The organism is Rhizobium sp. BG4 (assembly GCF_016864575.1).
Lineage (GTDB): Bacteria > Pseudomonadota > Alphaproteobacteria > Rhizobiales > Rhizobiaceae > Rhizobium.
The window spans coordinates 972442-995241 of record NZ_CP044125.1 but is presented as its reverse complement, the minus strand read 5'-3'; the positions used below and the strand labels follow the sequence as shown (position 1 = coordinate 995241).

The 22800-nt window shown below is 62.0% G+C and carries 23 protein-coding genes and 1 pseudogene; 11 read left to right on the top strand and 13 right to left on the bottom strand.

Annotated elements, in window-relative coordinates:
- Window positions 1-80: 80 nt before the first annotated feature.
- Entirely contained in the window at window positions 81-3167 is a 3087-nt protein-coding gene (locus tag F2982_RS05290) for an EAL domain-containing protein (RefSeq protein ID WP_203430015.1), read from the bottom strand.
- 336 nt (window positions 3168-3503) lie between these two features.
- On the opposite strand from F2982_RS05290, the gene F2982_RS05285 reads away from it, so the two are divergent.
- The gene (locus F2982_RS05285) at window positions 3504-3764 is read left to right on the top strand and encodes a DUF1344 domain-containing protein (protein ID WP_112386465.1); all 261 of its coding nucleotides are present in this window, start codon (window positions 3504-3506) and stop codon (window positions 3762-3764) included.
- Between the two features lie 6 nt (window positions 3765-3770).
- Here the strand turns inward: F2982_RS05285 and F2982_RS05280 are convergent.
- The 4 genes and pseudogenes from F2982_RS05280 to F2982_RS05265 all read right to left on the bottom strand — a co-directional run bounded on the left by F2982_RS05280 (window position 3771) and on the right by F2982_RS05265 (window position 7230).
- Window positions 3771-4360 (bottom strand): annotated as a pseudogene (locus tag F2982_RS05280) (histidine phosphatase family protein).
- 26 nt (window positions 4361-4386) lie between these two features.
- Window positions 4387-5205 carry an enoyl-ACP reductase FabI gene (gene fabI, locus F2982_RS05275; RefSeq protein WP_130278924.1) on the bottom strand — a complete coding sequence of 273 codons (819 nt, stop codon included), beginning with the start codon at window positions 5203-5205 and terminating at the stop codon, window positions 4387-4389.
- Between the two features lie 122 nt (window positions 5206-5327).
- On the bottom strand, window positions 5328-6530 hold the full coding sequence (locus tag F2982_RS05270) for a DnaJ C-terminal domain-containing protein (RefSeq protein WP_203429471.1): 1203 nt from the start codon (window positions 6528-6530) through the stop codon (window positions 5328-5330).
- A gap of 241 nt (window positions 6531-6771) precedes the next feature.
- Window positions 6772-7230, bottom strand: coding sequence for an RT0821/Lpp0805 family surface protein (locus tag F2982_RS05265; RefSeq protein ID WP_130278922.1), 459 nt, complete (start codon window positions 7228-7230; stop codon window positions 6772-6774).
- Window positions 7231-7296: 66 nt separating this feature from the next.
- Between F2982_RS05265 and pdxH the strand changes: the two genes are divergently transcribed.
- On the top strand, window positions 7297-7917 hold the full coding sequence (gene pdxH, locus F2982_RS05260) for a pyridoxamine 5'-phosphate oxidase (protein WP_203429470.1): 621 nt from the start codon (window positions 7297-7299) through the stop codon (window positions 7915-7917).
- A gap of 4 nt (window positions 7918-7921) precedes the next feature.
- Here the strand turns inward: pdxH and F2982_RS05255 are convergent, their stop codons facing one another.
- Entirely contained in the window at window positions 7922-8968 is a 1047-nt protein-coding gene (locus F2982_RS05255; RefSeq protein WP_112712925.1) for a polysaccharide deacetylase family protein, read from the bottom strand.
- A 220-nt stretch (window positions 8969-9188) separates the two neighbouring features.
- On the opposite strand from F2982_RS05255, the gene F2982_RS05250 reads away from it, so the two are divergent.
- The gene (locus tag F2982_RS05250; protein WP_203429469.1) at window positions 9189-10472 is read left to right on the top strand and encodes a D-alanyl-D-alanine carboxypeptidase family protein; all 1284 of its coding nucleotides are present in this window, start codon (window positions 9189-9191) and stop codon (window positions 10470-10472) included.
- A gap of 23 nt (window positions 10473-10495) precedes the next feature.
- Here F2982_RS05250 and F2982_RS05245 read toward each other — a convergent pair whose 3' ends face one another.
- The gene (locus F2982_RS05245) at window positions 10496-11476 is read right to left on the bottom strand and encodes an AraC family transcriptional regulator (protein WP_203429468.1); all 981 of its coding nucleotides are present in this window, start codon (window positions 11474-11476) and stop codon (window positions 10496-10498) included.
- Between the two features lie 126 nt (window positions 11477-11602).
- On the opposite strand from F2982_RS05245, the gene F2982_RS05240 reads away from it, so the two are divergent.
- Window positions 11603-12634, top strand: coding sequence for an aldehyde reductase (locus tag F2982_RS05240; protein WP_203429467.1), 1032 nt, complete (start codon window positions 11603-11605; stop codon window positions 12632-12634).
- Window positions 12635-12737: 103 nt separating this feature from the next.
- Window positions 12738-13037: a pyrophosphatase gene (locus F2982_RS05235; RefSeq protein ID WP_203429466.1), complete on the top strand. Its 300-nt coding sequence runs from the start codon at window positions 12738-12740 to the stop codon at window positions 13035-13037.
- Between the two features lies 1 nt (window position 13038).
- On the opposite strand, the gene F2982_RS05230 is transcribed toward F2982_RS05235, so the two are convergent.
- From F2982_RS05230 to F2982_RS05210, 5 genes are all read right to left on the bottom strand, one after another.
- Window positions 13039-13446, bottom strand: coding sequence for a DUF2442 domain-containing protein (locus tag F2982_RS05230; protein WP_203429465.1), 408 nt, complete (start codon window positions 13444-13446; stop codon window positions 13039-13041).
- Window positions 13439-13678, bottom strand: coding sequence for a DUF4160 domain-containing protein (locus F2982_RS05225; RefSeq protein ID WP_203429464.1), 240 nt, complete (start codon window positions 13676-13678; stop codon window positions 13439-13441). Before F2982_RS05225 ends, F2982_RS05230 begins: the two co-directional genes overlap by 8 nt.
- 30 nt (window positions 13679-13708) lie before the next feature.
- Window positions 13709-14209, bottom strand: coding sequence for a GNAT family N-acetyltransferase (locus F2982_RS05220; RefSeq protein WP_203429463.1), 501 nt, complete (start codon window positions 14207-14209; stop codon window positions 13709-13711).
- Window positions 14210-14226: 17 nt separating this feature from the next.
- On the bottom strand, window positions 14227-15642 hold the full coding sequence (tldD, locus tag F2982_RS05215) for a metalloprotease TldD (protein ID WP_203429462.1): 1416 nt from the start codon (window positions 15640-15642) through the stop codon (window positions 14227-14229).
- A gap of 87 nt (window positions 15643-15729) precedes the next feature.
- On the bottom strand, window positions 15730-16329 hold the full coding sequence (locus F2982_RS05210; RefSeq protein WP_112712881.1) for an invasion associated locus B family protein: 600 nt from the start codon (window positions 16327-16329) through the stop codon (window positions 15730-15732).
- A 340-nt stretch (window positions 16330-16669) separates the two neighbouring features.
- Here F2982_RS05210 and coxB point away from each other — a divergent pair, with 340 nt between their 5' ends.
- The 6 genes from coxB to F2982_RS05180 all read left to right on the top strand — a co-directional run bounded on the left by coxB (window position 16670) and on the right by F2982_RS05180 (window position 22069).
- The gene (gene coxB / locus F2982_RS05205) at window positions 16670-17560 is read left to right on the top strand and encodes a cytochrome c oxidase subunit II (RefSeq protein ID WP_112712879.1); all 891 of its coding nucleotides are present in this window, start codon (window positions 16670-16672) and stop codon (window positions 17558-17560) included.
- A 20-nt stretch (window positions 17561-17580) separates the two neighbouring features.
- Complete coding sequence (ctaD, locus tag F2982_RS05200) at window positions 17581-19278, top strand: cytochrome c oxidase subunit I (protein ID WP_112712877.1); 1698 nt, start codon at window positions 17581-17583, stop codon at window positions 19276-19278.
- Window positions 19279-19425: 147 nt separating this feature from the next.
- The gene (locus tag F2982_RS05195; RefSeq protein WP_112712875.1) at window positions 19426-20382 is read left to right on the top strand and encodes a heme o synthase; all 957 of its coding nucleotides are present in this window, start codon (window positions 19426-19428) and stop codon (window positions 20380-20382) included.
- On the top strand, window positions 20382-20519 hold the full coding sequence (locus tag F2982_RS05190) for a hypothetical protein (RefSeq protein ID WP_165402624.1): 138 nt from the start codon (window positions 20382-20384) through the stop codon (window positions 20517-20519). Before F2982_RS05195 ends, F2982_RS05190 begins: the two co-directional genes overlap by 1 nt.
- A 4-nt stretch (window positions 20520-20523) precedes the next feature.
- Window positions 20524-21132, top strand: a complete 609-nt coding sequence (locus tag F2982_RS05185; protein ID WP_112714332.1) for a cytochrome c oxidase assembly protein — start codon at window positions 20524-20526, stop codon at window positions 21130-21132.
- Window positions 21133-21190: 58 nt separating this feature from the next.
- Window positions 21191-22069, top strand: coding sequence for a cytochrome c oxidase subunit 3 (locus F2982_RS05180; RefSeq protein ID WP_112712873.1), 879 nt, complete (start codon window positions 21191-21193; stop codon window positions 22067-22069).
- Between the two features lie 59 nt (window positions 22070-22128).
- On the opposite strand, the gene F2982_RS05175 is transcribed toward F2982_RS05180, so the two are convergent.
- Entirely contained in the window at window positions 22129-22770 is a 642-nt protein-coding gene (locus tag F2982_RS05175; protein WP_112712871.1) for a chloramphenicol phosphotransferase, read from the bottom strand.
- Between the last annotated feature and the right edge of the window lie 30 nt (window positions 22771-22800).

The following is a 22800-nucleotide window of genomic DNA, read 5'->3' as shown; positions in this document are numbered from 1 at the left end:
GCCAGGCGGGCAAACGCCTTTCTTTGCCGAAATGCGGGCCGATCTGAGAATGATGTTTCCGCAATTTGGAAACGATGGGCTCAGGAGGCGAGACGCCACGCGGTGCCGAGCGCTGCCTGCGTGAAGTCGTCGAAGGCGAGGGGACGCGAGAAGGCATAGCCCTGCAGCATGTCGCAGCCGAGATCGCGCAGCATGTCGGCATGGTCGATGGTCTCGACGCCTTCGGCCACCGTCTCGACGCCGAGCGAGCGGGCGATGTCGATGATCGAGCGCACCAGCGTGCGTTCCTGCGAGGAATGCAGGATCGGCTGCACCAGCTGCCGGTCGATCTTCAGCCGTTTCGGCTTCAGCTTCAGGAGCGAGACGATCGAGGTATGGCCGGTGCCGAAATCGTCGATCTCGATATCGATGCCGAGCGCCTTGATGCGGTCGAGGTTCTGGGCGGCGACGTCTTCGCTTTCGTCGAGGAAGATCGATTCCACCAGTTCGAAGGAGAGTTCGCCCGGGCGGATATGCAGGTGGCTGAGCGACTCGAACAGGCTGCCGTCATGCAGGCGCCGCGCCGAAACGTTGACCGAGACCTGCGGCACGATGAGGCCATGGGCCGTCCAGCGCATTTTGTCCTTCAGCGCCGTCTCCAGAACGATGCTGTCGAGCGTCTGGACCACGTTGATCTCGTCGGCGATGCGCAGGAACTTGTCGGGCGTCAGCACGCCGCGGGTCGGGTGGTGCCAGCGCACCAGCGCTTCCACACCGGCGAGCTTCATCGTGCGGGCGCAAAACTGCGGCTGGTACCAGGCGGTAAACTCGTTGTTCTCGATACCGGCGAGGATCTCGTCGGCGGTGCGCTTGTTGTTGATGATGTCGGCCTGGAGGTTCTGGTTGAAGAACTCGTAGCGGTTCCGGCCCATGCTCTTGGCGCGATAGAGCGCGATATCGGCATTGATCAGCACCTTGCGCGCATCGACATGGATGCCGTTCGCCAGTGCAATGCCGATCGAGACGCCGCAGCGGCAGGAGAAGCCCTGAAAATCGATCGGTTGGCGCATCTCCTCGATGACGCGTCCGGCAAGCTCCGCCATATCGACGTCGCTGACGTCATGCGCCAGGATCACGAACTCGTCGCCGCCGATACGCGCCACGAGATCGCTGCCGCGCACGTTCTTCGACAGAACCTTCGATGCATGGACCAGCATAGCGTCACCCGCCGCATGGCCGAGCGTGTCGTTGATTTCCTTGAAGCGGTCGAGGTCGATATGCAGGATTGCGAATTTCTGGCGCTGCGAGCGGGCATCGACCGTCAGGCTTTCAAGCGCGATGTCGATCTTGCGGCGGTTGGCGAGGCCGGTCAGCGGGTCATGCAGCGAATTGTGCTCGATGCGGTTCTTGGCGAGCTCCAGCTCGATATTCTTGGCGACCGCCTCGTCCTTGGCCGCCTTCAGTTCGGCGGTCAGCAGGGAATCTTCCGTCACGTCGAAGGCGACGCCGATGATTTTCGTGGTGCCAGACGGCGTCTGGTGCACCTTGCCGGTCGAGCGCACGTAGCGGACGCTGCCATCGTCGCAGGGAACGCGGCAGATCAGCGTATGGGTATCGCCCGGCTGCTTGAAGTAGCGCGCACTCTCGACGGCGGCAGCCCGGTCGTCGGGATGCACGCGCGAAAGCCAGAGCTCTTCGGGAACGAAGCCGTACTGCGCCGGCAGGCCGTAGAGCTCGTGCATGCGCTCGTCCCAGAGCGAGCCCTTCTCACCGCAGGTCGCGTCCCAGATGCCGCACTGATAGGCGTCGAGCGCCAGGTCGAGCTTGCCGGAGATTTCGGTGAGCTGCGCCTCGCGCCGCGAGATTTCGTCCAGCGCCAGTTCCAGCTCGGCATTCTTGATGTCGCTGACATCCTTGGCGTGACGCAGCGTTTCGGCCGCTTCCGCATCCGTCGTCACGTCGGCGACGATGCCGATCGTGCGGCCGACGCCACCGGCATCGGTATAGAAGGAGCCGACGGAGCGCAGGTAGCGGACCGTGCCGTCATCGAGAAGGATGCGGTACTGCGCGGTGCAGGAAGCCCCGGCAACGCTGCAGTTGAAGAAGTGCATCTCGGCAATGTGGCGGTCGTCGGGAGCGATCCGCGAGAACCAGTTTTCCAGCGGATGGCTGCCTTCGCCTGCCGCTTCGCCGTGCAGCGCCGAGGCGCGCCCGTCCCAATAGAGGCTGTGGCCCCCTTCTTCGAGCTCCCAGATGCCGATGTTGGACGAATCGAGCGCCAGGTTCAGGCGCTGCGAGAGCTCCAGAAGCTTTGCTTCGCGGCGTTCGAGCTGCGAGATGTTGCGGTTGCGCTCGCCGAGCAGCAGCGTGGCGAAGAAGATCGGGATGATGATGACGCATCCCGCGGTGATGATGATGACGCGCAGCTGCGACTGGTTCGCCGGCGCCTCGTTCCAGCCGGTGGTCGGCACAGCCGAGAGTTCCCAGCGGCCGCCGGCAAAGGCGATCTTGCGGCGCAGCGGCTGTTTGTCAAAGACATCGGTATTGCCGAAGAAGGGCAGGGCGGTATCGGCAGCAGCCGTGCCGAGATCGCGCACCGCGATCGACAGGTGATCGAGATGCGGGTAGCGCTCCTGGTTCTCGCTGTTGCGCGCCGGCTTCAAGCCGGTGTTTTCATAGAACATGTCGCGGTCGATGGTGACCTCGACGGCGCCCCAGATCTTCCGCTGGCCGTTTTCCTTGACGAAGATCGGGAAGAAGATCGCAAAGGCATCCTTGCCCTCGGCCGTCTTGATCGGGCCGTAGAACCGCGCCTGCTGGTCGCCGGTATTGCGCCCGACCGACTGCATGGTCGACAGCGCCTCGCGCACGTCCTTGCCGATCCGGTCCTTGTCGGATTGTGGCGGATAGACGTTGCTGACGATGAAATTGGGGGCGACGGCGACATTGAGGAAATGCGGATTCTGGATCAGCAGCCAGTTGATCTGCCGCTCCATTTCCTCGTCATTGGTGCGCGCGCTCAGTGAAATCATGTTGGAGAGGTCACGGACGATAGTAATGTCCATGTTGATCTGCGCTGCCATGCGGGCACGGATCAGGTTAGTCTCGTTTTCGGTGCGGATCTGCAGTTCGCGCAGATGGGCGGCAGTATTGGCGCGATCAAGAGTGATGCCGACAGCGACGACCATGAAGGCGACGAAGCCGGAGACCAGCAGCGAAAGCCAGGTATTCTTGAAAATTCGCCGCAATTGCCTGTGGCCGCCCAGCCCGATAAGCAAAACAAGTTCCCCTTTGTTTAAAAGCAACTGTAGGGGGAACTTGTTAATTTACGATTGCCCGGCCTTCTATATTTCGGGTGCCGAAACAAGACAGAGTGGATGGTTAACGGCGCCTCTTGATTATTGTTAAAATGCTATTCATCAATTGGGCGGTGAAAGCCATTCTTCCGGGCAATTTTTGCCATATTCAGGGGATTATCTGTGTTTGATAAGATTTTAGCGTCGAGTGTGAAGAGGGTTGCCGCGATGCGTTTTTTTGTTGCCACGCTGTTGGCCACCGCAAGTTTCCTGTCGCCGATCAGCGGTTTTGCTGAGAGCGCGGATGTCGAGGCGACGATCAAGAAGGTCGATACCGCCAATCTCAGCCTGACGCTCGATGACGGCAAGACCTACCAGGCGCCCGAAGAGTTCAATTTCGATGGCTTGAAGGCCGGCGTGAAGGTCGTGATCTTCTATACCGAAGTCGACGGCAAGCGCGTCATCAACGATCTCGATATCGTTCAGTAAGCCGGTTCAGATCCAGCCGATCAGCCGCTCGGCAGTATCGATCTTCAAGATCCGGTCCTGCCAGATTTCTCCCTCAGCGGCCTCGTGCTTGGGAACATCGCCAATCATCTTGAAGAGACTGCGGATGACGCCGCCGTGCGTCACGCAAACCGTTGGTTTGTCAACGGAATTCAGCCAGGATGCGCTGCGCCACGACATGATCTCGTAGCTCTCCGCGTCGTCGCCCGGCGGGATGAAATCCCATTTGTTGAGGTTGCGCTCGCTGACCCGGTCGCGCTGCGTCGCCTTCAGTTCCTTGAGCGTGAAGCCTTCCCAGTCGCCGAAGGAAACCTCGACGAGACGCTCGTCGGTGCGGTAGCCCCTGGGTCGATCCCCATGGCCGTTCGCATGATTTCCATCGTCTGGCGGGTGCGGGTCAGGGGGCTCGCGACAAAGTCGAAGGCAATGCCTTCGACCTTTAGGATCTCAGCGAGATCGATGCCGTTCAGCCGCGCCTGTTCGCGGCCGATGGCGTTCAGCGGAATGTCTTTCTGGCCCTGAAGGCGGCGTTCGGCATTCCAGTCGGTCTGGCCGTGTCGGACCACATAGATAAGCACGGCATATTCCGCTTCTTGGAGTTCGCTCAGTCCTTGATAACGGAAATATCCGGCGCGTCCACAGCCTTCATGCCGATGACATGGTAGCCGCTGTCGGCGTGATGGACTTCGCCGGTAACCGAACGCGACAGGTCGGACAGCATGTAGAGACCGACGTCGCCGACCTCTTCGATGGTCACGGTACGGCGCAGCGGAGCGTTGTACTCGTTCCACTTAAGGATGTAGCGGAAGTCGCCGATGCCGGATGCTGCAAGCGTCTTGATCGGGCCTGCAGAGATCGCGTTGACGCGAATGTTCTTCGGTCCGAGGTCGACGGCCAGATACTTGACGCTGGCTTCGAGAGCAGCCTTGGCAACGCCCATGACGTTGTAGTTCGGCATGACCTTCTCGGCGCCGTAATAGGTCAGCGTGAGAAGCGAACCGCCGTCCGTCATCAGCTTCTCGGCGCGGCGAGCGACCGAGGTGAACGAGAAGACGGAGATGTTCATCGTCTTGGCGAAGTTGTCGGCCGAGGTGTCGACGTAGCGGCCGGTCAGCTCGTCCTTGTCGGAGAAGCCGATGGCGTGAACGACGAAATCGATCTTGCCCCACATCTTTTCGACATTGGCGAAAACTTCGTCGATCGTTGCTTCGTCGGAGACGTCACAGTGGCCGGCCAGAACGCCGCCGAGTTCGGCAGCCAGCGGCTCGACGCGCTTCTTCAGCGCCTCGCCCTGATATGTAAAGGCAATTTCGCCGCCCTGTGCATGAATGGCCTTCGCAATGCCCCACGCGATCGAGCGATTGTTCGCGACGCCCATGATGACGCCGCGCTTGCCTGACATGAGGCCTGTTGCTTGAGCCATATTTTGCCCCCTAATGAACCAATTGGAAATTGCCTATGGCATAGGCCGTTAATCGGTTCAAGATTGGGAGCAATCATCAACTGTTAGGGAGCGTAACAAAGGGTGCGCATGTCACGAAAATTTCACAGGAAAAGACCTTCGCGCATGCTGCGCATCAAATCCGTGACCTTATCGTCGGGTTTTTCCCACAGCATGATGCGCAGTTCGACCACCAGATCGCCCCGTCCGCTGTTGCCGTCGGGCAGTCCCTGACCCTCGATCCGGATGGTCTTGTCGGAACCCGACCAGGCCGGAACGGTGACCTTCAGCCGGCCGCCCGGTCCCTCGATCTCGGTCTCGGTGCCGAGCACGGCATTCTCGATCGTCACGGGCAGAACTGTGTGCAGGTCGAAGCCGTGCACGGTGAAGCGATGATCGGACGCGATATGGACGCCGATCACGGCGTCGCCGCGCTGCATGTTCGGCAGCTTCAGGCCCTGGCCCTTGAGGCGGATCTGCTGGCCCTCGGTCGTTCCCGGCGAAAGCGTAAAGCTTGCTTCCTGTCCTTCGCCGAGCGGCACGATGATGCGGCTGCCCTTCATCAGGTCGTCGATCGTCACGGTCGCCTGAGCGAACTGATCGGGCGCCTTTTCCGGGGCAGGGGCGGTGCCGGTGAACCGGCGCACCAGCGCATTCAGGATGCTGAACGGCTGAAGAATGCCGGCCGAAGCCGCAGCATTCGGGTCGATGGCGTCAGCGTCGGTCTTCGGCGCTTCCGTTTCGCTCTTGGCGGTCTCGGCCTCTGCCGGCTTGGCCTTTGCCTGGGCCTGAGCTTGTCCCTGTGCCCGCGATTGCGCCTGACCGGCATTGCCGGCGGTCCCGCCCGCAGCCTTGGTCTGCGTGCCGAAAATCCGGTCGACAACCTCTTCGGCGCTCTCGGCGCCTGCCGTGTTTGATGCCTTCTGTTTGGCGGCTTCCTCGGCCGCAGCCTTCGCCGCCTTCTGGGCGTTGGCGCGGGCGAGCTCTTCCATCACCCGTTCGGCATTTTCCTGCGCAGCCTTGGCGCGGGCTGCTGCCTCGCGCGCCGCCTGGCGCTGCTGCATGATGGTTTCGCCGCCGCCCATCTTCGCCTCGGCCATGCGGGCCGCGGTGTCGAAGAGGCTGCGCTTCTTCGGATCCTTGAGGGTCTCATAGGCGCGGCCGATCTCGGCAAAACGTGCCGTTGCATTCGGGTCGCCCTGATTGTGATCGGGATGCACGGCCTTCGCCATATGGCGCCATGCTGCCTTGATCTCGTCTGCCCCTGCGTCCTTCTGGACGCCCAATACCTTATATGGATCGCGCATAGTAATCCGCCGGTGTCCGTGCGGCTGCCGTCCCTTCTGGCAGCCGAAGCCCAATATCAACTCTTTGCGCGCCATCCGGTTCAACCGGACCTCGCGCTTATGGGCTGGATCGTGCGGGAGAGTTGCTAATCACTTGTTATTTTCGACGGGCGCTCGGCGGCTTTTGCGGCAAATGGTTATCGTTCTGCTAAGCATCGCAATGCCGCAGGCGCCGGTATTAAGCATATGTGTGGAAAACGGATCAGCTCTCGGGCTGGAAGCTCAGAAGCTGCCAGTTGCCGCCGCCGACGAGGCAGGTCTTGCCCATGAACTTGGCAATGCCGTCATAGGAATGGCGGGTGGTGCGGAACTGCCGGCAGACCTGGCCGGATTCATTGTTCTCGACGATCGTGTCGATGACGCCGGCGCTGCCGGTGGAGGCGTTTGCCCAGGCAAGCGGCTGCGCGCCGATCCGGCCGACATCGGCAGACGTCACGGCATTGCGCACGGTCATTTCATCGGAAAGCGTATCGGTGCTCGGCGGGTTCTGCGGCACGGTGCCGGTCGCAACGGACCGGTCGACCTTGGATTCGCTCAGGAAGTCAAAACCACCCGTCATGCAGCCGGAGAGCGACAGCGTCGCCACCCCGATCAGAATCAGAGAGCTGCTGCGTCGCAGGAGCCCCTTTGTATGGTGAGTTGACTTTGCTATGACTTCCACCCTGTGTCCTGTCCAGTCGCTACCAGCTGGGCATTCAACCTAAAACCCCGGGGCATTTGAGCTAATATGTCGGCAAATGAGTTAACAAGCGGTGACTTTACCCAACGCGGCGAACCATTCAAGCTTTTCGCGGAATGGCTGAAGGAAGCCGAGGCTTCGGAGGTCAACGACCCCAATGCCGTGGCATTGGCAACCGTCGACGAAGCTGGTCTTCCCAATGTCCGCATGGTTCTCCTGAAGGGATTCGATACAGCAGGCTTTGTCTTCTACACCAATTTCGAGAGCCAGAAAGGTCGCGAAATCTTGGGGCAGAAGAAGGCCGCCATGTGTTTCCATTGGAAGACGCTGCGCCGCCAGGTGCGTCTGCGTGGTCCGGTGGAGGTGGTAACCGACGAGGAGGCCGACGTCTATTTCCAATCGCGTGCGAGAGGCAGCCGCATCGGCGCCTGGGCATCGAAGCAGTCGCGCCCGCTGGAGAGCCGTTTCGCGCTGGAGAAGTCCGTCGCCGAGTACACGGCGCGCTATGCCATCGGCGAAATTCCGCGCCCACCCTATTGGTCCGGCTTCCGCATCAAGCCTGTCTCGATCGAGTTCTGGAAAGACCAGAATTTCCGCCTGCACGACCGCGTCGAGTTCCGCCGCGAGACGCCGGAAGCCGATTGGGACAAGGTACGGATGTATCCGTAACCTCTTATTTTCCCATCAGTTTCAACGGAATGCCTGAAGCCAGCGCCGAGACATAGCGCGGCTTCTGGTAGAGCCCGTTGAGCGAGAGCCGCGGAAGATAGGTCGTCCCGCCCGCCATGCCGGGCCGGATCACGCCGGGCTGTGTCGTCACCGCGGCCGTAAAGCCGAGCTCGGCCGCGATTGCCGCTTCGCGCAGCGTCGCGGCTTCGCGGGTGCCATAGGGAAAGGCGATCGTCGCGGGCGTCTTGCCCGTGATCACCTTTACGTGTTCGGCCGACCGCAGCATCTCTTCGCGTGCTTCGGCCTCGCTGAGCCGTGCCAGTGCGCGGTGGCTGATCGTATGGGCGCCGAGGCTTGCCAGCGGGCTCGCCTCGATGAGATTGAGCTCGGCCTCGCTCATCACCAGATCCTCGACGAGCTCGCCCGGAGCGATGTCGTAGCGCCGCGCAAGCACATCGAGCGAGCGCACCGCCTTCTCCTCGTCGCTCATGTGGAGAAAGGCCGCAAATCTCGCGAATGCCGCGTATTGTTCGGCCGGCGTATCGGTCTCCAGAACCTCCTCGCCACGGCCGAAGTCGAAATGCAGCCGGTCGGTGCGGCGCAGGAGCAATGTCAGCGTTTCCCACCAGATCGTATGCGTCCGCTCGGTCAAACCCTTGGCGACGAAGATCGTGAAGGGAGCCTCATGCTTCTCGAAGATCGGATAGGCATGGACGAGGTTGTTGCGGTAGCCGTCGTCGAGCGTGAATGCGGCAAACGGCGCTTCGCGGGCGGGGCCTGAGAGCAGGGCAGGGACATCGGCGAGCGCCACGAACTCGTAGCCGTCCTGCTTCAGTCTCGTCAGCGCCGCATCCAGGAATTCGGGTGTGATCTCGAGATGCGCATTCGGTTCGAAGTCATGCGCTTCGTAGGGGCGGACATGATGCAGGGTAAAGATCGCGCCGCGGCCACGCGCGCCGCGCATCAGCCGTGCGGCCGAAATCAGATGCGCCGCCTCGAGACCGGCGGTGATCGCAGCTTTCTTGGCCCGTTTTTTCCACAACCCCTGCATGTCAGCTCCGTGAAAGGTGCGGATCCTACCAATTCTGGTGTTAAACCTTGTTGAAGATTGCTTTTCCGACTGAAATCTTTACGTTTCCTTCACCACGGGTGGAAAAAACTCAGAAAACCAGTGTCCGTTGCCTCAAAGTCGCGCGAATGTGCAGGCTCTGTCACAGAACGGGACATATTTTGGCAATGCCGCGCATGCGTGGCACCTAGAGGGGAAATCCATGAAGAGGTTGTTGGCTGCTTTGTTGAGCGTGACGCTCGCCGTGTCGGCGCCCGTCGCGGCTATGGCCGGCAGCGCGTCGTTCATCCTCGATGCCCGCACCGGCAAGGTTCTCGCTTCGGAAAATGCCGATACCCTGAATCACCCGGCATCGCTGACCAAGATGATGACCCTCTACCTGGCCTTCGAAGCGATCAATCGCGGCAAGCTCAGCTGGGACAGTCAGATCGTCATGTCGAAATATGCGGCAAGCCGCCCACCGACCAAGCTCGGCGTGAGGCCCGGCAGCACGATCACCGTTCGCGAAGCCGTCTACGGCATGATCGTTAAGTCGGCCAATGATGCCGCGGCTGCCATGGGCGAGAAGCTCGGCGGTTCGGAAAGCAACTTCGCCCGGATGATGACCCAGAAGGCCCGCCAGCTCGGCATGAGCCGCACCACCTTCTACAATGCGTCCGGCCTGCCCGACAGCCGTCAGGTGACGACGGCGCGCGACATGTCGACCCTCGGCGTGGCGCTGATCAAGAATTTCCCGAGGGAGTACCGGATGTTCTCGGTCGCCTCCTTCAATTTCCGCGGCAAGCAGATCCGCGGTCATAACAATCTGATGTATCGCTACGAAGGCATGGACGGCATCAAGACCGGCTATACCAATGCCTCCGGCTTCAACCTCGTCAGCGCCGTGCGCGATGGCGACCGCCGCGTCGTCGGCGTTGTGCTCGGCGGCCGCACTGCGCGCGCCCGTGACGCCAAGATGGAAGCACTGCTCAACAAGTATCTCGACCGCGCCTCTGGCGGCGGCGGCCTCGTCGCCAGCATCGGCGGAAAGCAGCGCCCGGTTCCAGCCGCACCCGTGGAAGTCGCCTCCGCTGCCGATGATGCCGATCTTCCAGTTCCGGTGAATGCGCCACGCGCCCAGGGCGATGCCGAAGCCATCCCGTTTGCGCTTGGTTATAACGAAGCCGCCGTTCCGCTCGATCGTCCGTCGCCGCTGACGAAGATGGGCAAGGCCGGCAGCCTGCAGGCGTCCGCCGGTGGCTGGCAGATCCAGATTTCGGCTGCTCCGAGCGCCGAAGCCGCCCAGGCGCTGCTCGCGCAGGCAAAGACTGAAGGCGGCGCTGCCCTGAAATCCGCTTCGCCCTTCACCCAGGCCGTCGGCTCCGGCGCCAACGCCGTCTACCGCGCCCGCTTCACCGGTTTCAACAGCAAGGACGCTGCCGAAGCCGCCTGCGACGCCCTGAAGAAGCGCTCCTACGACTGCATGACGGTTGGCGGCAACGGCTGATCAGACAGACCTGAAGGCTATTCTCAGAACGCCGTCTCGCTTGCCGGGGCGGCGTTATTCGTTTGTTCGGGCACGGTCTTGTCCAGACCTGAGACGGATGCCCTATAGGCACTCGGCGACTTGCCGTTCGCCCGCTTGAAGGCATTGCTGAAGGCGCTTTCGGACGTATAGCCGAGCGAACGCGCCACCGTCGCCACAGCCGTCCTTTCATCGCGAAGCGAGCGTTCGGCGAGATGCATCCGCCAGGTCGCGAGATAGGTCAGCGGCGCAACGCCCGCCACCGTCCTGAAATGGAAGGCGAAGGACGTCCGCGACATGGCGCATGCCTTGGCGAGCTCCTCCAGATGCCATGAACGGGCCGGATCTCCATGCATCAGCCGCAAAGCCGGTGCGATCCGCGGCTCGGCCAGCGCCCGCAGCCAGCCGGCCGGCATCGGCCTGGCGGTGCCGAGATGCGAGCGCAGGATCTCGATGAACAGCAATTGTGTCAGCTGCGACGAGGCGAGTTGCGAGCCCGGCCGGCCGCTGGTGCGCTCCTCGATCAGCCGGTCCAGCAGCCATCGAAACGCCGCCGCGTGCGGGGAGGCCGCTCGCGTCAGGATCCACGGCGGCAAGATATCCGCCAGCAGCTTGCCGCGGATCGGATCGAGCATCACATGGCCGCCGATATAGCCGAAGTCGCCGCCATCGCCGACGACAGCCACAGCGTTGCGCCCGACATTGGAAAACAGGCTCATCGCATCGACGGGCTCGAGGGCGGGGTCGCTGGAAAGAACGGCGACGCGCGGCTTTGCCAGGAGGCCGACATCGCCGGTCTCGAACAGAAGCGGTTCCCGGGCCCCTTCGAGATGCACCCAGCAACTGCCCTTCACCACCGCGAAGAACTTGATCTTCTCACGCGCCGGAAAGCGGATCGACCACGGGCCGCCCGCTGTGAAGCCGCCGGTGACGACGGCTTCGGCCTTGCTGAGAGTGAGAACGTCTGAAAAGGGATCGACAGCCATTCTCGTACTGTCGCGCAAGTAACGCGCACTTTCAAGCATTCACAGTGCAGGATCGTCGACCTACTTTCACGTCATGTCAATCAGCGGCGGCGATGTCGGCTGCCGTGAAACTCCTTGAGGTATGATATGAAAGACGAAATCGTTCTCGTAACCGGCGGCACCGGCTTCATCGCGCAATATTGCATGCTGGCGCTGCTGAATGCCGGATACCGGGTGCGCACCACCGTCCGCTCGCTGGAGCGGGAAGGGGAGGTGCGCGAGCATCTGAGAACCGGCGGCGTCGAAGCCGGCGACCGGCTGTCCTTCGTCGTTGCCAATCTGACGGATGACGCGGGCTGGGCGGAATCCGCTGCCGGCTGCACCTATGCCATGCACGGCGCCTCGCCGACGCCTTCGGGCGACCAGACCCGCGAGGAAGACTGGATCGGCCCGGCCGTCGACGGCAATCTCCGGGTGCTGCGCGCTGCCCGCGACGCCGGCGTCAAGCGTGTCGTGCTGACCTCAGCCTTCGGCGCGATCGGCGTCGGCCACAAGCCCGGCCACCGCCGCCCGTTCGACGAGACCGACTGGAGCGACCTCACCGGCGACGTTGCCCCCTATCAGAAATCCAAGACCCTCTCGGAGCGCGCCTCCTGGGATTTCATCGCCCGCGAGGGCAACGGGCTGGAGCTGGCATCGGTCAATCCGGTCGCCGTCTACGGACCGGCGCTCGGCGCGGATTTCTCCCACTCGATCCGCCTCATCTCCAACATGCTTGAGGGGCAGCCGGGCTGCCTGAATGTCAATTCCTGCTGCGTCGACGTTCGCGATGTCGCCGATCTCCACCTGCGCGCCATGATCGATCCCGCCGCAAAGGGTGAGCGCTTCCTTGCGACCTCTGGCAAAAGCATGTGGATGATCGAGGTTGCCGAGCTGCTGCGCGAACGCTTCGGCAAGGCTGCCGAAAAGGTCTCGACGCAGGTCTGGCCCGACGAACAGGTCCGCATCGCCGCCGAGACCAACGAACAGCTGAAGGGCGTCGTGCCGCTGCTGAACTACGACATGAGTGCAACGGGCGAGAAGGCCGAGCGCCTGCTCGGCTGGGCGCCGCGGCCGAAAGAGGAAGCGATCGTCGCCTCCGCCGAAAGCCTGATCCGCCTCGGCCTGCTCCGCAACTGAGCAGCAGCCCTGGCACAGACAGCGGCCGTCCCCGGCCGCTGTCTGCTATGGACATAAGTGAGGAATCACGGTTCTCCTGCATGCGTACGAAAGGAGAACGAATATGCTTGAAGACCTCGCCGACAAGTTCGAACGCGCCTCAAAAATCTACGCCGAAGCCAACGGCCTGGAACGCGATCCCGACTGGTTTCTGCTGAAGCTGCAGGAGGAAATGGGCGAACTCACCCAGGCCTGGAACCGCGTGACCGGCAGGGGCCGCGCCAAGGGTCGCAGCGCCGAAGACATGAGCCGCGACCTCGCCGACGAAACCGCCGACCTCCTCGGCCACATCCTCCTCTTCGCCCACAACAACCGCCTCGATCTCGAAGCCGCAATCGAGCGCAAGTGGCTGTTCAGGCCTTAGATTACTGTGCAGCCGATTTGCGAGGCCGACCGCCTTTCGCGCCATTCGCCCGCGCCGCCTCGGCTTTCGCGGCTGACGTCGCTTTGCCCGCCTGACGCGCCATATGGGATTTGGTCCCGAATATTCCGGCGAGAAGACCGGGAACGGAGATATCGACGTCGAGCGCTTCCCAATGCAGGCCGTAACCTGCGCCAAGGATTTCGACGGTACTTAAGTCGCCATCCCCTGCATCTTCCAGCCCCTGCACGAGGCGGGGAGGGAAGGCGAAGGTGCAGCCATTGGCGAGGTCGACGATCATCCGGCCGTTGCGCGCATCGAAACGTGCGGAAAGCGCCCGCGGCTCGCTGGCTCGCGTGTTCCTGCCACGCGCCAACGCGTCGTCGATGTTCTTATCCGTCAGTTCAGCCATGGATATTCCTCCAGCTTTCAAGGAAGGCACCCTGTTGTTCCTCGACGATCCTCATGGCCTTGCGGATATCGCCGCGCTTCATGCCGTCGGCCCAGATCAGCTCAGGCTCTCCGCTCAATCCGAGAAGATTGATCTTCGCTTCGCCGTCGCCGAAGACATGCACATGAGCAGGCTCATGGTCATCGACGAAGATCACGAACCTCAGCCCATCGGCCCGGAAGATTGTCACCATGGCCGAAGGTAACCCAACCCGTTGGGTTTTTCAAGATTTGGCGCTGACAGCCCGCCGGTAGAACTTGCTGTCCACCGCCATCAGCGGGAAAGACCTCGGGAGGTCGTCGCGCTTGATTTCGCTGAAGCCGTTCTTTTCGTAGAAGCGGTGGGCGGCGAGGAATTTGTCGGTTGTGCCGAGGAAGATGTCGGTAATCCCCTCGGCTTCGGCATGGGCGAACAGCGCGTCGAGCAAGCGGGCGGCGACGTTGTGTTCGCGGCCGCGCACATGGGCCGCCACGAACATCTTGCGCAGCGCCGTCTGGTTGTTGCCGATATCCTTCAGGCCGAGCGTGCCGACGATCGTGCCGTCGAGATCGGCTACCCAGAACTGACCCTTGCGGGCCTGGTAGAAGTCCGGAATGACGGCAAGGTCGGGCTGGTCGTCGGCGGTGATGGCGATGCCGAATTCATCGCGCTGGATCGGCAGGATGACGGAGAAGACGCCGTCGATATCGGCGATGTCAAAGGGCCTGATCTCAATGTCGCTCATCGCCGCCTCCTGCCGCGTCAGGCTTGTGTGCCGCCGACTGTTACCTGGTCCATGCGCAGATGCGGCTGGCCGACGCCGACGGGCACCCACTGGCCGCCCTTGCCGCAATTGCCGATGCCGGTATCGAGCTTCATGTCGTTGCCGATCATCGAGACGCGCTTCATCGCATCCGGACCGTTGCCGATCAGCATGGCGCCCTTGATCGGCGCGCCGATCTTGCCGTTCTCGATCAGATAGGCCTCGGTGCAGCCGAAGACGAATTTGCCCGAGGTGATGTCCACCTGGCCGCCGCCGAAGGAGACGGCATAGACGCCCTTCTTGACCGAAGCGATGATTTCCTCGGGCGTCTTGTCGCCGCCGAGCATGTAGGTGTTCGTCATGCGCGGCATCGGCACATGCGAATAGCCCTGGCGGCGCCCGTTGCCGGTCGGCGCCATGCCCATCAGCCGGGCATTCTGCCGGTCCTGCATGTAGCCGACCAGTTTGCCGTTCTCGATCAAGACGTTATAGGCCGAAGGCGTGCCTTCGTCGTCGATGGTGATAGAGCCGCGGCGGCTGTCGATCGTGCCGTCATCGACCACGGTGACGCCGGGTGCGGCAACCATCTGGCCGAGCAGACCGGCAAAGGCCGAGGTCTTCTTCCTGTTGAAATCGCCTTCCAGACCGTGGCCGACGGCCTCGTGCAGCATGACGCCCGGCCAGCCGGAGCCGAGCACGACATCCATCGTGCCTGCCGGCGCCTCGATCGCTTCGAGATTGACGAGCGCCTGCCGCAGCGCCTCGTCGGCGCCGTTCTGCCAGCTGCTTTCGGTGATGAAATCGCCGAAGCCGATGCGGCCGCCCTGGCCGAAGGAGCCGCTCTCCTGCCGGTCGCCTTCGCCGACGACGACGGAGATGTTGATGCGCGTCATCGGCCGGATGTCGCGGACGCGGTGTCCGTCGGCGCGCAGGATATCGACCACCTGCCAGCTGGCGGCGACCGAGGCCGTCACCTGGCGCACCTTGTCGTCCTTGTTGCGCAAATAGGCGTCGATATCGGTGAGGATCTTCACCTTCTCTTCGAAGGTTGGCGTGCCGATCGGGTTCTCGTCGGTATAGAGCTTCTTGTTGGTGCCCTGGGGTGCCGCGGCATAGCTGCCGGAATAGCCGCGGGTCACGGCGCCGACGGCGTCAGCGGCGCGCTTCAGCGCCGAAACCGAAAGGTCGCCGGCATGCGCATAGCCGACGGCTTCGCCCGCAACGGCGCGCAGGCCAAAACCCTGCTCGGTATTGAAGCTGCCGCCCTTCAGGCGGCCATTGTCGAACATCAGCGATTCCGCCTGCGCGTGCTCGATATAGAGCTCGCCGTCATCGGAGCCGGAAAGCGCCTCGGCCACGAGCTTGCGCGTCGTCGCTTCGTCGGCATCGAAGAGCGTCAGGAGATCGGTATTCATGATGGTATGCTCCGCTTCAAAGCAGGAATGCTTTAAAGCCGATGTAGGACCGCAGGGCAGTTCGAGCAAGCCCCTATCGGGCCGACATCAGGGAAGCGCGTCGTAGCCTTCGGCAAAGCCCTTCAGGTCGACGGGAATGCCGATGCCTTCTTCCGGCGTCTGGAAGACGATGAAAGTGGCGCTGGTGCCACTGCGGAAGGTCTTCAGGAGTTCGTCCTCGAGCACGACTTCGGCATAGCAGCCGTCGGCAAAGCAGCGGACGAAATAGGCGCGGCCGATATCCTTGCCGTCGACATTGAGGCCGAGGCCGTTCGGCAGCAGCACGCCGAGAGGGGCGAGCACGCGCAGGATCTTCGACTTGCGGTCGGCAGTCTTCAGAACGACGACCGAGAGGCCGACTTCAGGGCGGTCCTCGGCGATGACATTCTGCATCAGCGCGCATTGCTCGGCCGAAGCGCCGGCCGGCTTGTCGCAGACGACGGACCATGCGCCGTGGTTCGATTTCACCGTGCCCGGCGCCTGCGGCTGGCTCTGGCCGGGCGCTGCCTGCTGGGCCGGTGCCGGCTGCGAGGGAGCGGGCTGGGCCGGGGCCGGGGCCGCCGGCTGCTGGGCGAAAACGGGGGCTGCCGCTGCTGCTGCAAGAGTGGTGGTCAGAACAAACGACCGCACAAGGGAACGGAAACCCATGAAAACCTCTGGAATTCGAATCGGTGACGGTATTGTTGAAGGCCGTGACCGGAAATGAAAAGACCTGCCCCGTGAAAACCGGGGGACTACGGCAGAAATAGGACCTTTCCGCAATAATGTTGGAGCTTTGGATTGGCCCGCGTAAGCCTTTTCCGTATGATGGTGCAAATATTCGGTAATGTTTTGTGCCTGCTTGTGAATCGGCTTCTGGCAAAAATGCCGCATAGACAATCGCTCTGGCCTGTTGCGGTCAGTTGCAAACTGTGGTTTGAAGCGCTGAAGATGGCAAGGATTCTGCGTTCGATTTAAGGCAGGTCAAGCGCTCGAGGGAGATACTAAGGTGATTAAGAAGGCTTATGCAGCTCTGACCGCGCTGGTCTGTCTGCTTTTTGCTTCCGGCACATATGCCGATCAGCCGATGCCGTGGCAGGCAACGCTGCAGCCGGCGGCAACGCCGATTATGCGGGAAATCCGCTGGTTCGAACAATATACGCTGTGGTTCATCGTACCGATCACGCTTTTCGTTCTGGTCCTGCTCATCGTCGTCTGCTGGAAGTTCCGTGCGAGCGCCAATCCGGTGCCGTCGAAGACGAGCCATAACACCGTCATCGAAGTTATCTGGACCGTGGGGCCGGTCCTGGTTCTTCTCTTCCTCGCCGTTCCGTCGTTCAACCTGCTCACCGCTCAGCTGACGCTTCCCGAAAATCCGGATGTGACGCTGAAGGCGACCGCTACCCAGTGGCAGTGGAACTACGAATATGAAGGCACCGGCGACAATCCGCTGGCCTTCGATTCCTACCTCCTGAAGGATCCGGATCGTGCCGCCGCCGGCAAGACGGATCTGGCGACCTATCCGCGCCTGCTGGCCGTCGACAACGAAATCATCCTGCCCGTCAACAAGGTTGTTCGCGTTCTCGTGACCGCCGCCCCGACGGACGTGATCCACGCCTTCGCAATGCCGTCCTTCGGTGTCAAGATCGACGCCGTTCCGGGCCGCCTCAATGAAACCTGGTTCAAGACCGAGCGCGAAGGCCTGTTCTACGGCCAGTGTTCCGAGCTCTGCGGCAAGGACCATGCGTTCATGCCGATCGCGATCCGCGTCGTTTCCGAAGACAAGTACAAGCAGTGGCTCACGGCTGCCGCTTCCGATCTTCCCGGAGCCTACAAGGCTCTCATGGCTGCCACCGATGGTCCTGCAAAGACCGTCGATGTCGCCGAAAACGCTCAGTAATCTAGAAGGGACTCGGAAAAATGGCTGGTTCCGCCCACGATCATTCTCATGATCATCATGGCCATGACGCACATGCGCATGACGACCATCACGATCACTCGCACAAGCCGAGCTTCGTCAATCGCTGGTTCTTTTCGACGAACCACAAGGACATCGGCACGCTCTACCTGATCTTCGCGATCTTCGCCGGCATCATCGGCGGCGCGCTCTCCGTTGCCATGCGCATGGAGCTTCAGGAGCCTGGCATCCAGATCTTCCACGGTCTGGCCTCGATGGTTTACGGCTTCGAAGGCGACGCCGCGATCGACGGCGCCAAGCACATGTTCAACGTCTTCACCACCGCTCACGCCCTCATCATGATCTTCTTCATGGTCATGCCGGCGATGATCGGCGGCTTCGCCAACTGGATGGTTCCGATCATGATCGGTGCCCCGGATATGGCGTTCCCGCGTCTGAACAACATCTCCTTCTGGCTGATCGTTCCGGCCTTCCTGCTGCTCGTGCTGTCGATGTTCGTCGAAGGCCCGGCCGGTGCTTACGGCGCTGGCGGTGGCTGGACGATGTATCCGCCGCTCGCAACCGCGGGCCAGCCGGGTCCTGCCGTCGACCTCGCGATCTTCTCGCTGCACGTCGCCGGTGCCTCGTCGATCCTCGGCGCGATCAACTTCATCACCACGATCCTGAACATGCGCGCACCGGGCATGACGCTGCACAAGATGCCGCTCTTCGCCTGGGCTGTTCTGATCACGGCCTTCCTGCTGCTGCTCTCGTTGCCGGTTCTGGCTGGCGCCATCACCATGGTGCTGACCGACCGTAACTTCGGCACGACCTTCTTCGCGCCGGAAGGCGGCGGTGACCCGATCCTCTACCAGCACCTGTTCTGGTTCTTCGGTCACCCGGAAGTCTACATCCTGATCCTGCCGGGCTTCGGCATCGTCAGCCACATCATCTCGACCTTCTCGCGCAAGCCGATCTTCGGTTACCTCGGCATGGCCTACGCCATGGTCGCCATCGGTGCCGTCGGCTTCGTCGTCTGGGCCCACCACATGTACACGGTCGGCCTGTCGCTCGACGCACAGCGCTACTTCGTCTTCGCGACGATGGTCATCGCCGTTCCGACGGGCGTGAAGATCTTCTCCTGGATCGCAACGATGTGGGGTGGCTCGATCGAGTTCCGCACGCCGATGGTCTGGGCGATCGGCTTCATCTTCCTGTTCACGGTTGGTGGCGTCACCGGCGTTCAGCTGGCAAATGCCGGTCTCGACCGCTCGCTGCATGACACCTACTACGTCGTGGCTCACTTCCACTACGTTCTGTCGCTCGGCGCCGTCTTCGCCATCTTCGCTGCCTGGTACTACTGGTTCCCGAAGATGAGCGGCTACATGTACAACGAGTTCCTCGGCAAGCTGCACTTCTGGGTCATGTTCATCGGCGTCAACCTGGTGTTCTTCCCGCAGCACTTCCTCGGTCTCGCAGGCATGCCGCGCCGTTACATCGACTATCCGGATGCATTTGCCGGCTGGAACTACGTTTCCTCGATCGGCTCCTACATCTCGGCCTTCGCCGTGCTGATCTTCCTCTACGGTGTCTTCGAAGCCTTCGCCAAGAAGCGCCTCGCTGGCGACAATCCGTGGGGTGAGGGTGCAACCACCCTGGAATGGCAGCTGCCTTCGCCGCCGCCGTACCACCAGTGGGAACAGCTCCCGCGCATCAAGTAAGATGCTCCAAATTCCGGGCGCCGCATTCCGATGCAGCGTCCGGCCTTAACGCATGACGCGGTAGGGCATGCGGAAAAAACAAGAGGCCAGAGCGCATTCAGCCAATCTGAAGGATCGCAGCGCGCTTGAGCCGAGCAGGACGGAATAATGACGGTCATCGACAATCACGAGGCACTTGCAGAGGAAGGCGAACTCCGCCTTTCGGAAGCGGGCGCGCGCGATTATTTCGAGCTTCTGAAGCCGCGCGTCATGTCGCTCGTGGTCTTCACGGCTTTTGCCGGCCTGGTGCTGGCGCCGGGTCAAATCAATCCCGTTCTCGGCCTGATCTCGATCCTCTGCATTGCCGTCGGCGCTGGCGCGTCGGGTGCGCTCAACATGTGGTATGACGCCGATATCGACGCTGTCATGACCCGCACGGCGCAGCGCCCGATCCCCGCAGGCCGCATTCAGCCCAAGGAAGCGCTGGCCTTCGGCCTGGTGCTCTCGGGCTTCTCGGTGACGATCCTCGGCCTCGCCGTCAACTGGCTGTCGGCCGGCATCCTCGCCTTCACGATTTTCTTCTACGCGATCGTCTATACGATGTGGCTGAAGCGCTCGACGCCGCAGAACATCGTCATTGGCGGCGCTGCCGGTGCCTTCCCGCCGATGATCGGCTGGGCCTGCGTGACCAACTCGGTCACCATCGAAAGCACCGTGCTGTTCCTCATCATCTTCCTCTGGACGCCCGCACATTTCTGGGCTCTCGCGCTCTTCAAGATGCGCGATTACGAAGCCGTCGGCGTCCCGATGCTCCCGAACGTCTCGGGTGAGCGCACCACCAAGCACCAGATCGTCGCCTATGCGGTGCTGACCGCCATCTGCGGCGTCATCCCGTCGCTGCTCGGCTTTGCGAGCTTCGGCTACGGTCTTGTCGCGACGCTGCTCGGCACCGTCTTCATAAGCTGTTCCATCGCCGTCTGGCGCATGCCGGATGGCGATGAAAAGATGATCCCGGCCAAGAAGCTCTTCGCTTTCTCGATCTTCTATCTCTTCGCGATCTTCTCCGCGCTGATGTTCGACCGGCTGGCATCGATCCTGGTCTTCCATGCAGGAGGTATCATCTGATGGAAACCGTGAAGCTGACCGAAGCGCAGCGCAAGTCGCGCCGGAACCGCAACGTGGCGCTCGGCCTCGTTCTCGCCGGCCTCTGCGTTCTGTTCTACCTGATCACCATCGTGAAATTCCTGGGACATGGAGGCTGAGCCGATGAGCGACACCGCCAACGCACCGAAGAAGCCGGGCCGCAACAACGGCGCTGTCGTCTTCATGTGCCTGAGCTTCGTCGTCGGCATGGGCGCGATGAGCTACGCGGCCGTTCCGCTCTATCGCATGTTCTGCCAGATCACCGGCTACAACGGCACGACGCAGCGCGTCGAGCAGGCATCGACCGAGATCCTCGACCGCAAGATGCGCGTCACCTTCGACGCCAATGTCGCTCCGGGTCTCTTCTGGGAGTTCAAGCCGGTCCAGCGCGAAGTCAATCCGCGCATCGGCGAGACGATCCAGGTGAATTTCATCGCCGAGAATCGCTCGAACGAAACCCAGCGCGGCCAGGCCGTGTTCAACGTCACGCCAGGCGAAGCCGGGGCCTATTTCAACAAGGTCCAGTGCTTCTGCTTCAACGAGACCGACCTGAAGCCGGGCGAAAAGCTTGAAATGCCGGTGGTGTTCTACATCGATCCGGAAATTACCAAGGCCGTGGAGTCGAAGGACATTCACACGGTCACGCTATCCTATACGTTCTACCCGAAAGAGGGACCGAAGCCGCTGGCTTCGAATGAGGGTGGAGCGGAGAAGGTTGAAAAGAAACTTTGATTGAGGTTCGTTTCCGGCTATGCCGGGGGCGAGCGAGGAAGAGATCCGGGGATTAGAGATGGCCGACGCGCATCAAAAGAATCACGACTACCATATTATCGATCCGAGCCCGTGGCCGCTGCTCGCCTCGATCGGCGCCTTCATCATCACCTTCGGTGGCGTCGGCTACATGCGCTATCTGAACGGCGGCTCGCTGCACCTCTTCGGTGTCGAGTGGGCTCATCCGTGGCTGTTCTTCATCGGCCTCGCGCTGATCCTCTACGTCATGTACGGCTGGTGGGCCGATACCGTGAAGGAAGCCCATGAGGGTGCCCACACGCGCGTCGTCTCGCTGCACCTGCGCTACGGCATGATCATGTTCATCGCTTCGGAAGTGATGTTCTTCGTTGCCTGGTTCTGGGCCTATTTCGACGCCAGCCTCTATCCGCACGAAGCGATCCAGGCCTCGCGTCTTGCCTTCACCGGTGGTCAGTGGCCGCCGAAGGGCATCGAAGTCCTCGATCCCTGGCACCTGCCGATCTACAACACCGTCATCTTGCTCCTCTCGGGCACGACGGTTACCTGGGCACACCATGCTCTGCTGCACAACGACCGCAAGGGCCTCATCCAGGGCCTGACGCTGACCGTCCTGCTCGGCATCCTGTTCTCCTTCGTCCAGGCCTACGAATACGCCCACGCTCCGTTCGCCTTCAAGGCATCGATCTACGGCGCGACCTTCTTCATGGCGACCGGCTTCCACGGCTTCCACGTTCTGATCGGCACGATCTTCCTGCTGGTCTGCCTGGTGCGCGCTATCCGCGGCGACTTCACGCCGAAGCAGCATTTCGGCTTCGAAGCGGCTGCCTGGTATTGGCACTTCGTCGACGTCGTCTGGCTGTTCCTGTTCTTCTCCATCTACATCTGGGGTGGATGGGGTGCACCGGTCGCCCACGGCTGATCCGGTTCACACGGACAAAAAAAGGCGGGTGCTATCGGCGCCCGCCTTTTTCTTTGTTCTCACCGCGCCCCGGCGATCCGCTCGAAGGCGGAAGGATCGGGTATGCCGATATCGAGTTGCTGGCGGATCGCCTCGGCGCATTCATAGGGCGTCAGGAGCGAGGTATCGACTTCGAGATCGTAGATGCCGGGCTTGTGCACCTCGTCCTGCCAGCGCCTGACAGCATCCGGCACGGCGATCTCGGCGCTTGCTCTCGCATAAAGTTCCTCGCGGCCCGGCTCGTCGATCTCCCGCCGCTTCATGATCACCTCCAGCGGGCAGCGCACGCCGACGAAAAGCACCGGGAAACCATCGAGCCGGCGCGCGCAATCGGCCAGAATCCCGAGCGGCTGCGAATAGGCGTCGTGATGGCCGAGATCGGCGACGACATTGATCCCGAGCCCGGCATGGATGGCGATCGATTCGTAGAGCGCGGCATAAAAGAACGGCACGAACTCCTCGAGATCCGGCCGCTCGCCGCCCGGCCGCAGCCCGATGCCCGGCAGATACTGCGACGGCGTCATCGCATTGTAGTTGTCGACGCCGAAATTGAGCCACGGCCCGTCGAATTGCTGCTGGATGGCGCGCGCGATCGTCGTCTTGCCGCTGCGCGGCGCCCCGTTGAGAATGACGATCTGGGCTGCGGTGCTGTCGGTGCTCATGTCTCTTCTTTTCTGATTGGCCCGAATCGC

Excerpts from the sequence above, each read along its gene's own strand:
- F2982_RS05210 (WP_112712881.1), bottom strand. The coding sequence starts at position 16,329 with ATGGGTTTCCGTTCCCTTGTGCGGTCGTTTGTTCTGACCACCACTCTT.
- F2982_RS05195 (WP_112712875.1), top strand. The coding sequence starts at position 19,426 with ATGACGGTCATCGACAATCACGAGGCACTTGCAGAGGAAGGCGAACTC.
- F2982_RS05185 (WP_112714332.1), top strand. The coding sequence starts at position 20,524 with ATGAGCGACACCGCCAACGCACCGAAGAAGCCGGGCCGCAACAACGGC.
- F2982_RS05180 (WP_112712873.1), top strand. The coding sequence starts at position 21,191 with ATGGCCGACGCGCATCAAAAGAATCACGACTACCATATTATCGATCCG.
- F2982_RS05255 (WP_112712925.1), bottom strand. The coding sequence starts at position 8,968 with ATGCAGGGGTTGTGGAAAAAACGGGCCAAGAAAGCTGCGATCACCGCC.
- F2982_RS05245 (WP_203429468.1), bottom strand. The coding sequence starts at position 11,476 with ATGGCTGTCGATCCCTTTTCAGACGTTCTCACTCTCAGCAAGGCCGAA.
- pdxH (WP_203429470.1), top strand. The coding sequence starts at position 7,297 with ATGTCGGCAAATGAGTTAACAAGCGGTGACTTTACCCAACGCGGCGAA.
- F2982_RS05290 (WP_203430015.1), bottom strand. The coding sequence starts at position 3,167 with ATGGTCGTCGCTGTCGGCATCACTCTTGATCGCGCCAATACTGCCGCC.
- ctaD (WP_112712877.1), top strand. The coding sequence starts at position 17,581 with ATGGCTGGTTCCGCCCACGATCATTCTCATGATCATCATGGCCATGAC.
- F2982_RS05190 (WP_165402624.1), top strand. The coding sequence starts at position 20,382 with ATGGAAACCGTGAAGCTGACCGAAGCGCAGCGCAAGTCGCGCCGGAAC.
- F2982_RS05235 (WP_203429466.1), top strand. The coding sequence starts at position 12,738 with ATGCTTGAAGACCTCGCCGACAAGTTCGAACGCGCCTCAAAAATCTAC.
- F2982_RS05175 (WP_112712871.1), bottom strand. The coding sequence starts at position 22,770 with ATGAGCACCGACAGCACCGCAGCCCAGATCGTCATTCTCAACGGGGCG.
- F2982_RS05220 (WP_203429463.1), bottom strand. The coding sequence starts at position 14,209 with ATGAGCGACATTGAGATCAGGCCCTTTGACATCGCCGATATCGACGGC.
- F2982_RS05250 (WP_203429469.1), top strand. The coding sequence starts at position 9,189 with ATGAAGAGGTTGTTGGCTGCTTTGTTGAGCGTGACGCTCGCCGTGTCG.
- F2982_RS05285 (WP_112386465.1), top strand. The coding sequence starts at position 3,504 with ATGCGTTTTTTTGTTGCCACGCTGTTGGCCACCGCAAGTTTCCTGTCG.
- F2982_RS05240 (WP_203429467.1), top strand. The coding sequence starts at position 11,603 with ATGAAAGACGAAATCGTTCTCGTAACCGGCGGCACCGGCTTCATCGCG.
- tldD (WP_203429462.1), bottom strand. The coding sequence starts at position 15,642 with ATGAATACCGATCTCCTGACGCTCTTCGATGCCGACGAAGCGACGACG.
- F2982_RS05225 (WP_203429464.1), bottom strand. The coding sequence starts at position 13,678 with ATGGTGACAATCTTCCGGGCCGATGGGCTGAGGTTCGTGATCTTCGTC.
- F2982_RS05270 (WP_203429471.1), bottom strand. The coding sequence starts at position 6,530 with ATGCGCGATCCATATAAGGTATTGGGCGTCCAGAAGGACGCAGGGGCA.
- fabI (WP_130278924.1), bottom strand. The coding sequence starts at position 5,205 with ATGGCTCAAGCAACAGGCCTCATGTCAGGCAAGCGCGGCGTCATCATG.
- F2982_RS05230 (WP_203429465.1), bottom strand. The coding sequence starts at position 13,446 with ATGGCTGAACTGACGGATAAGAACATCGACGACGCGTTGGCGCGTGGC.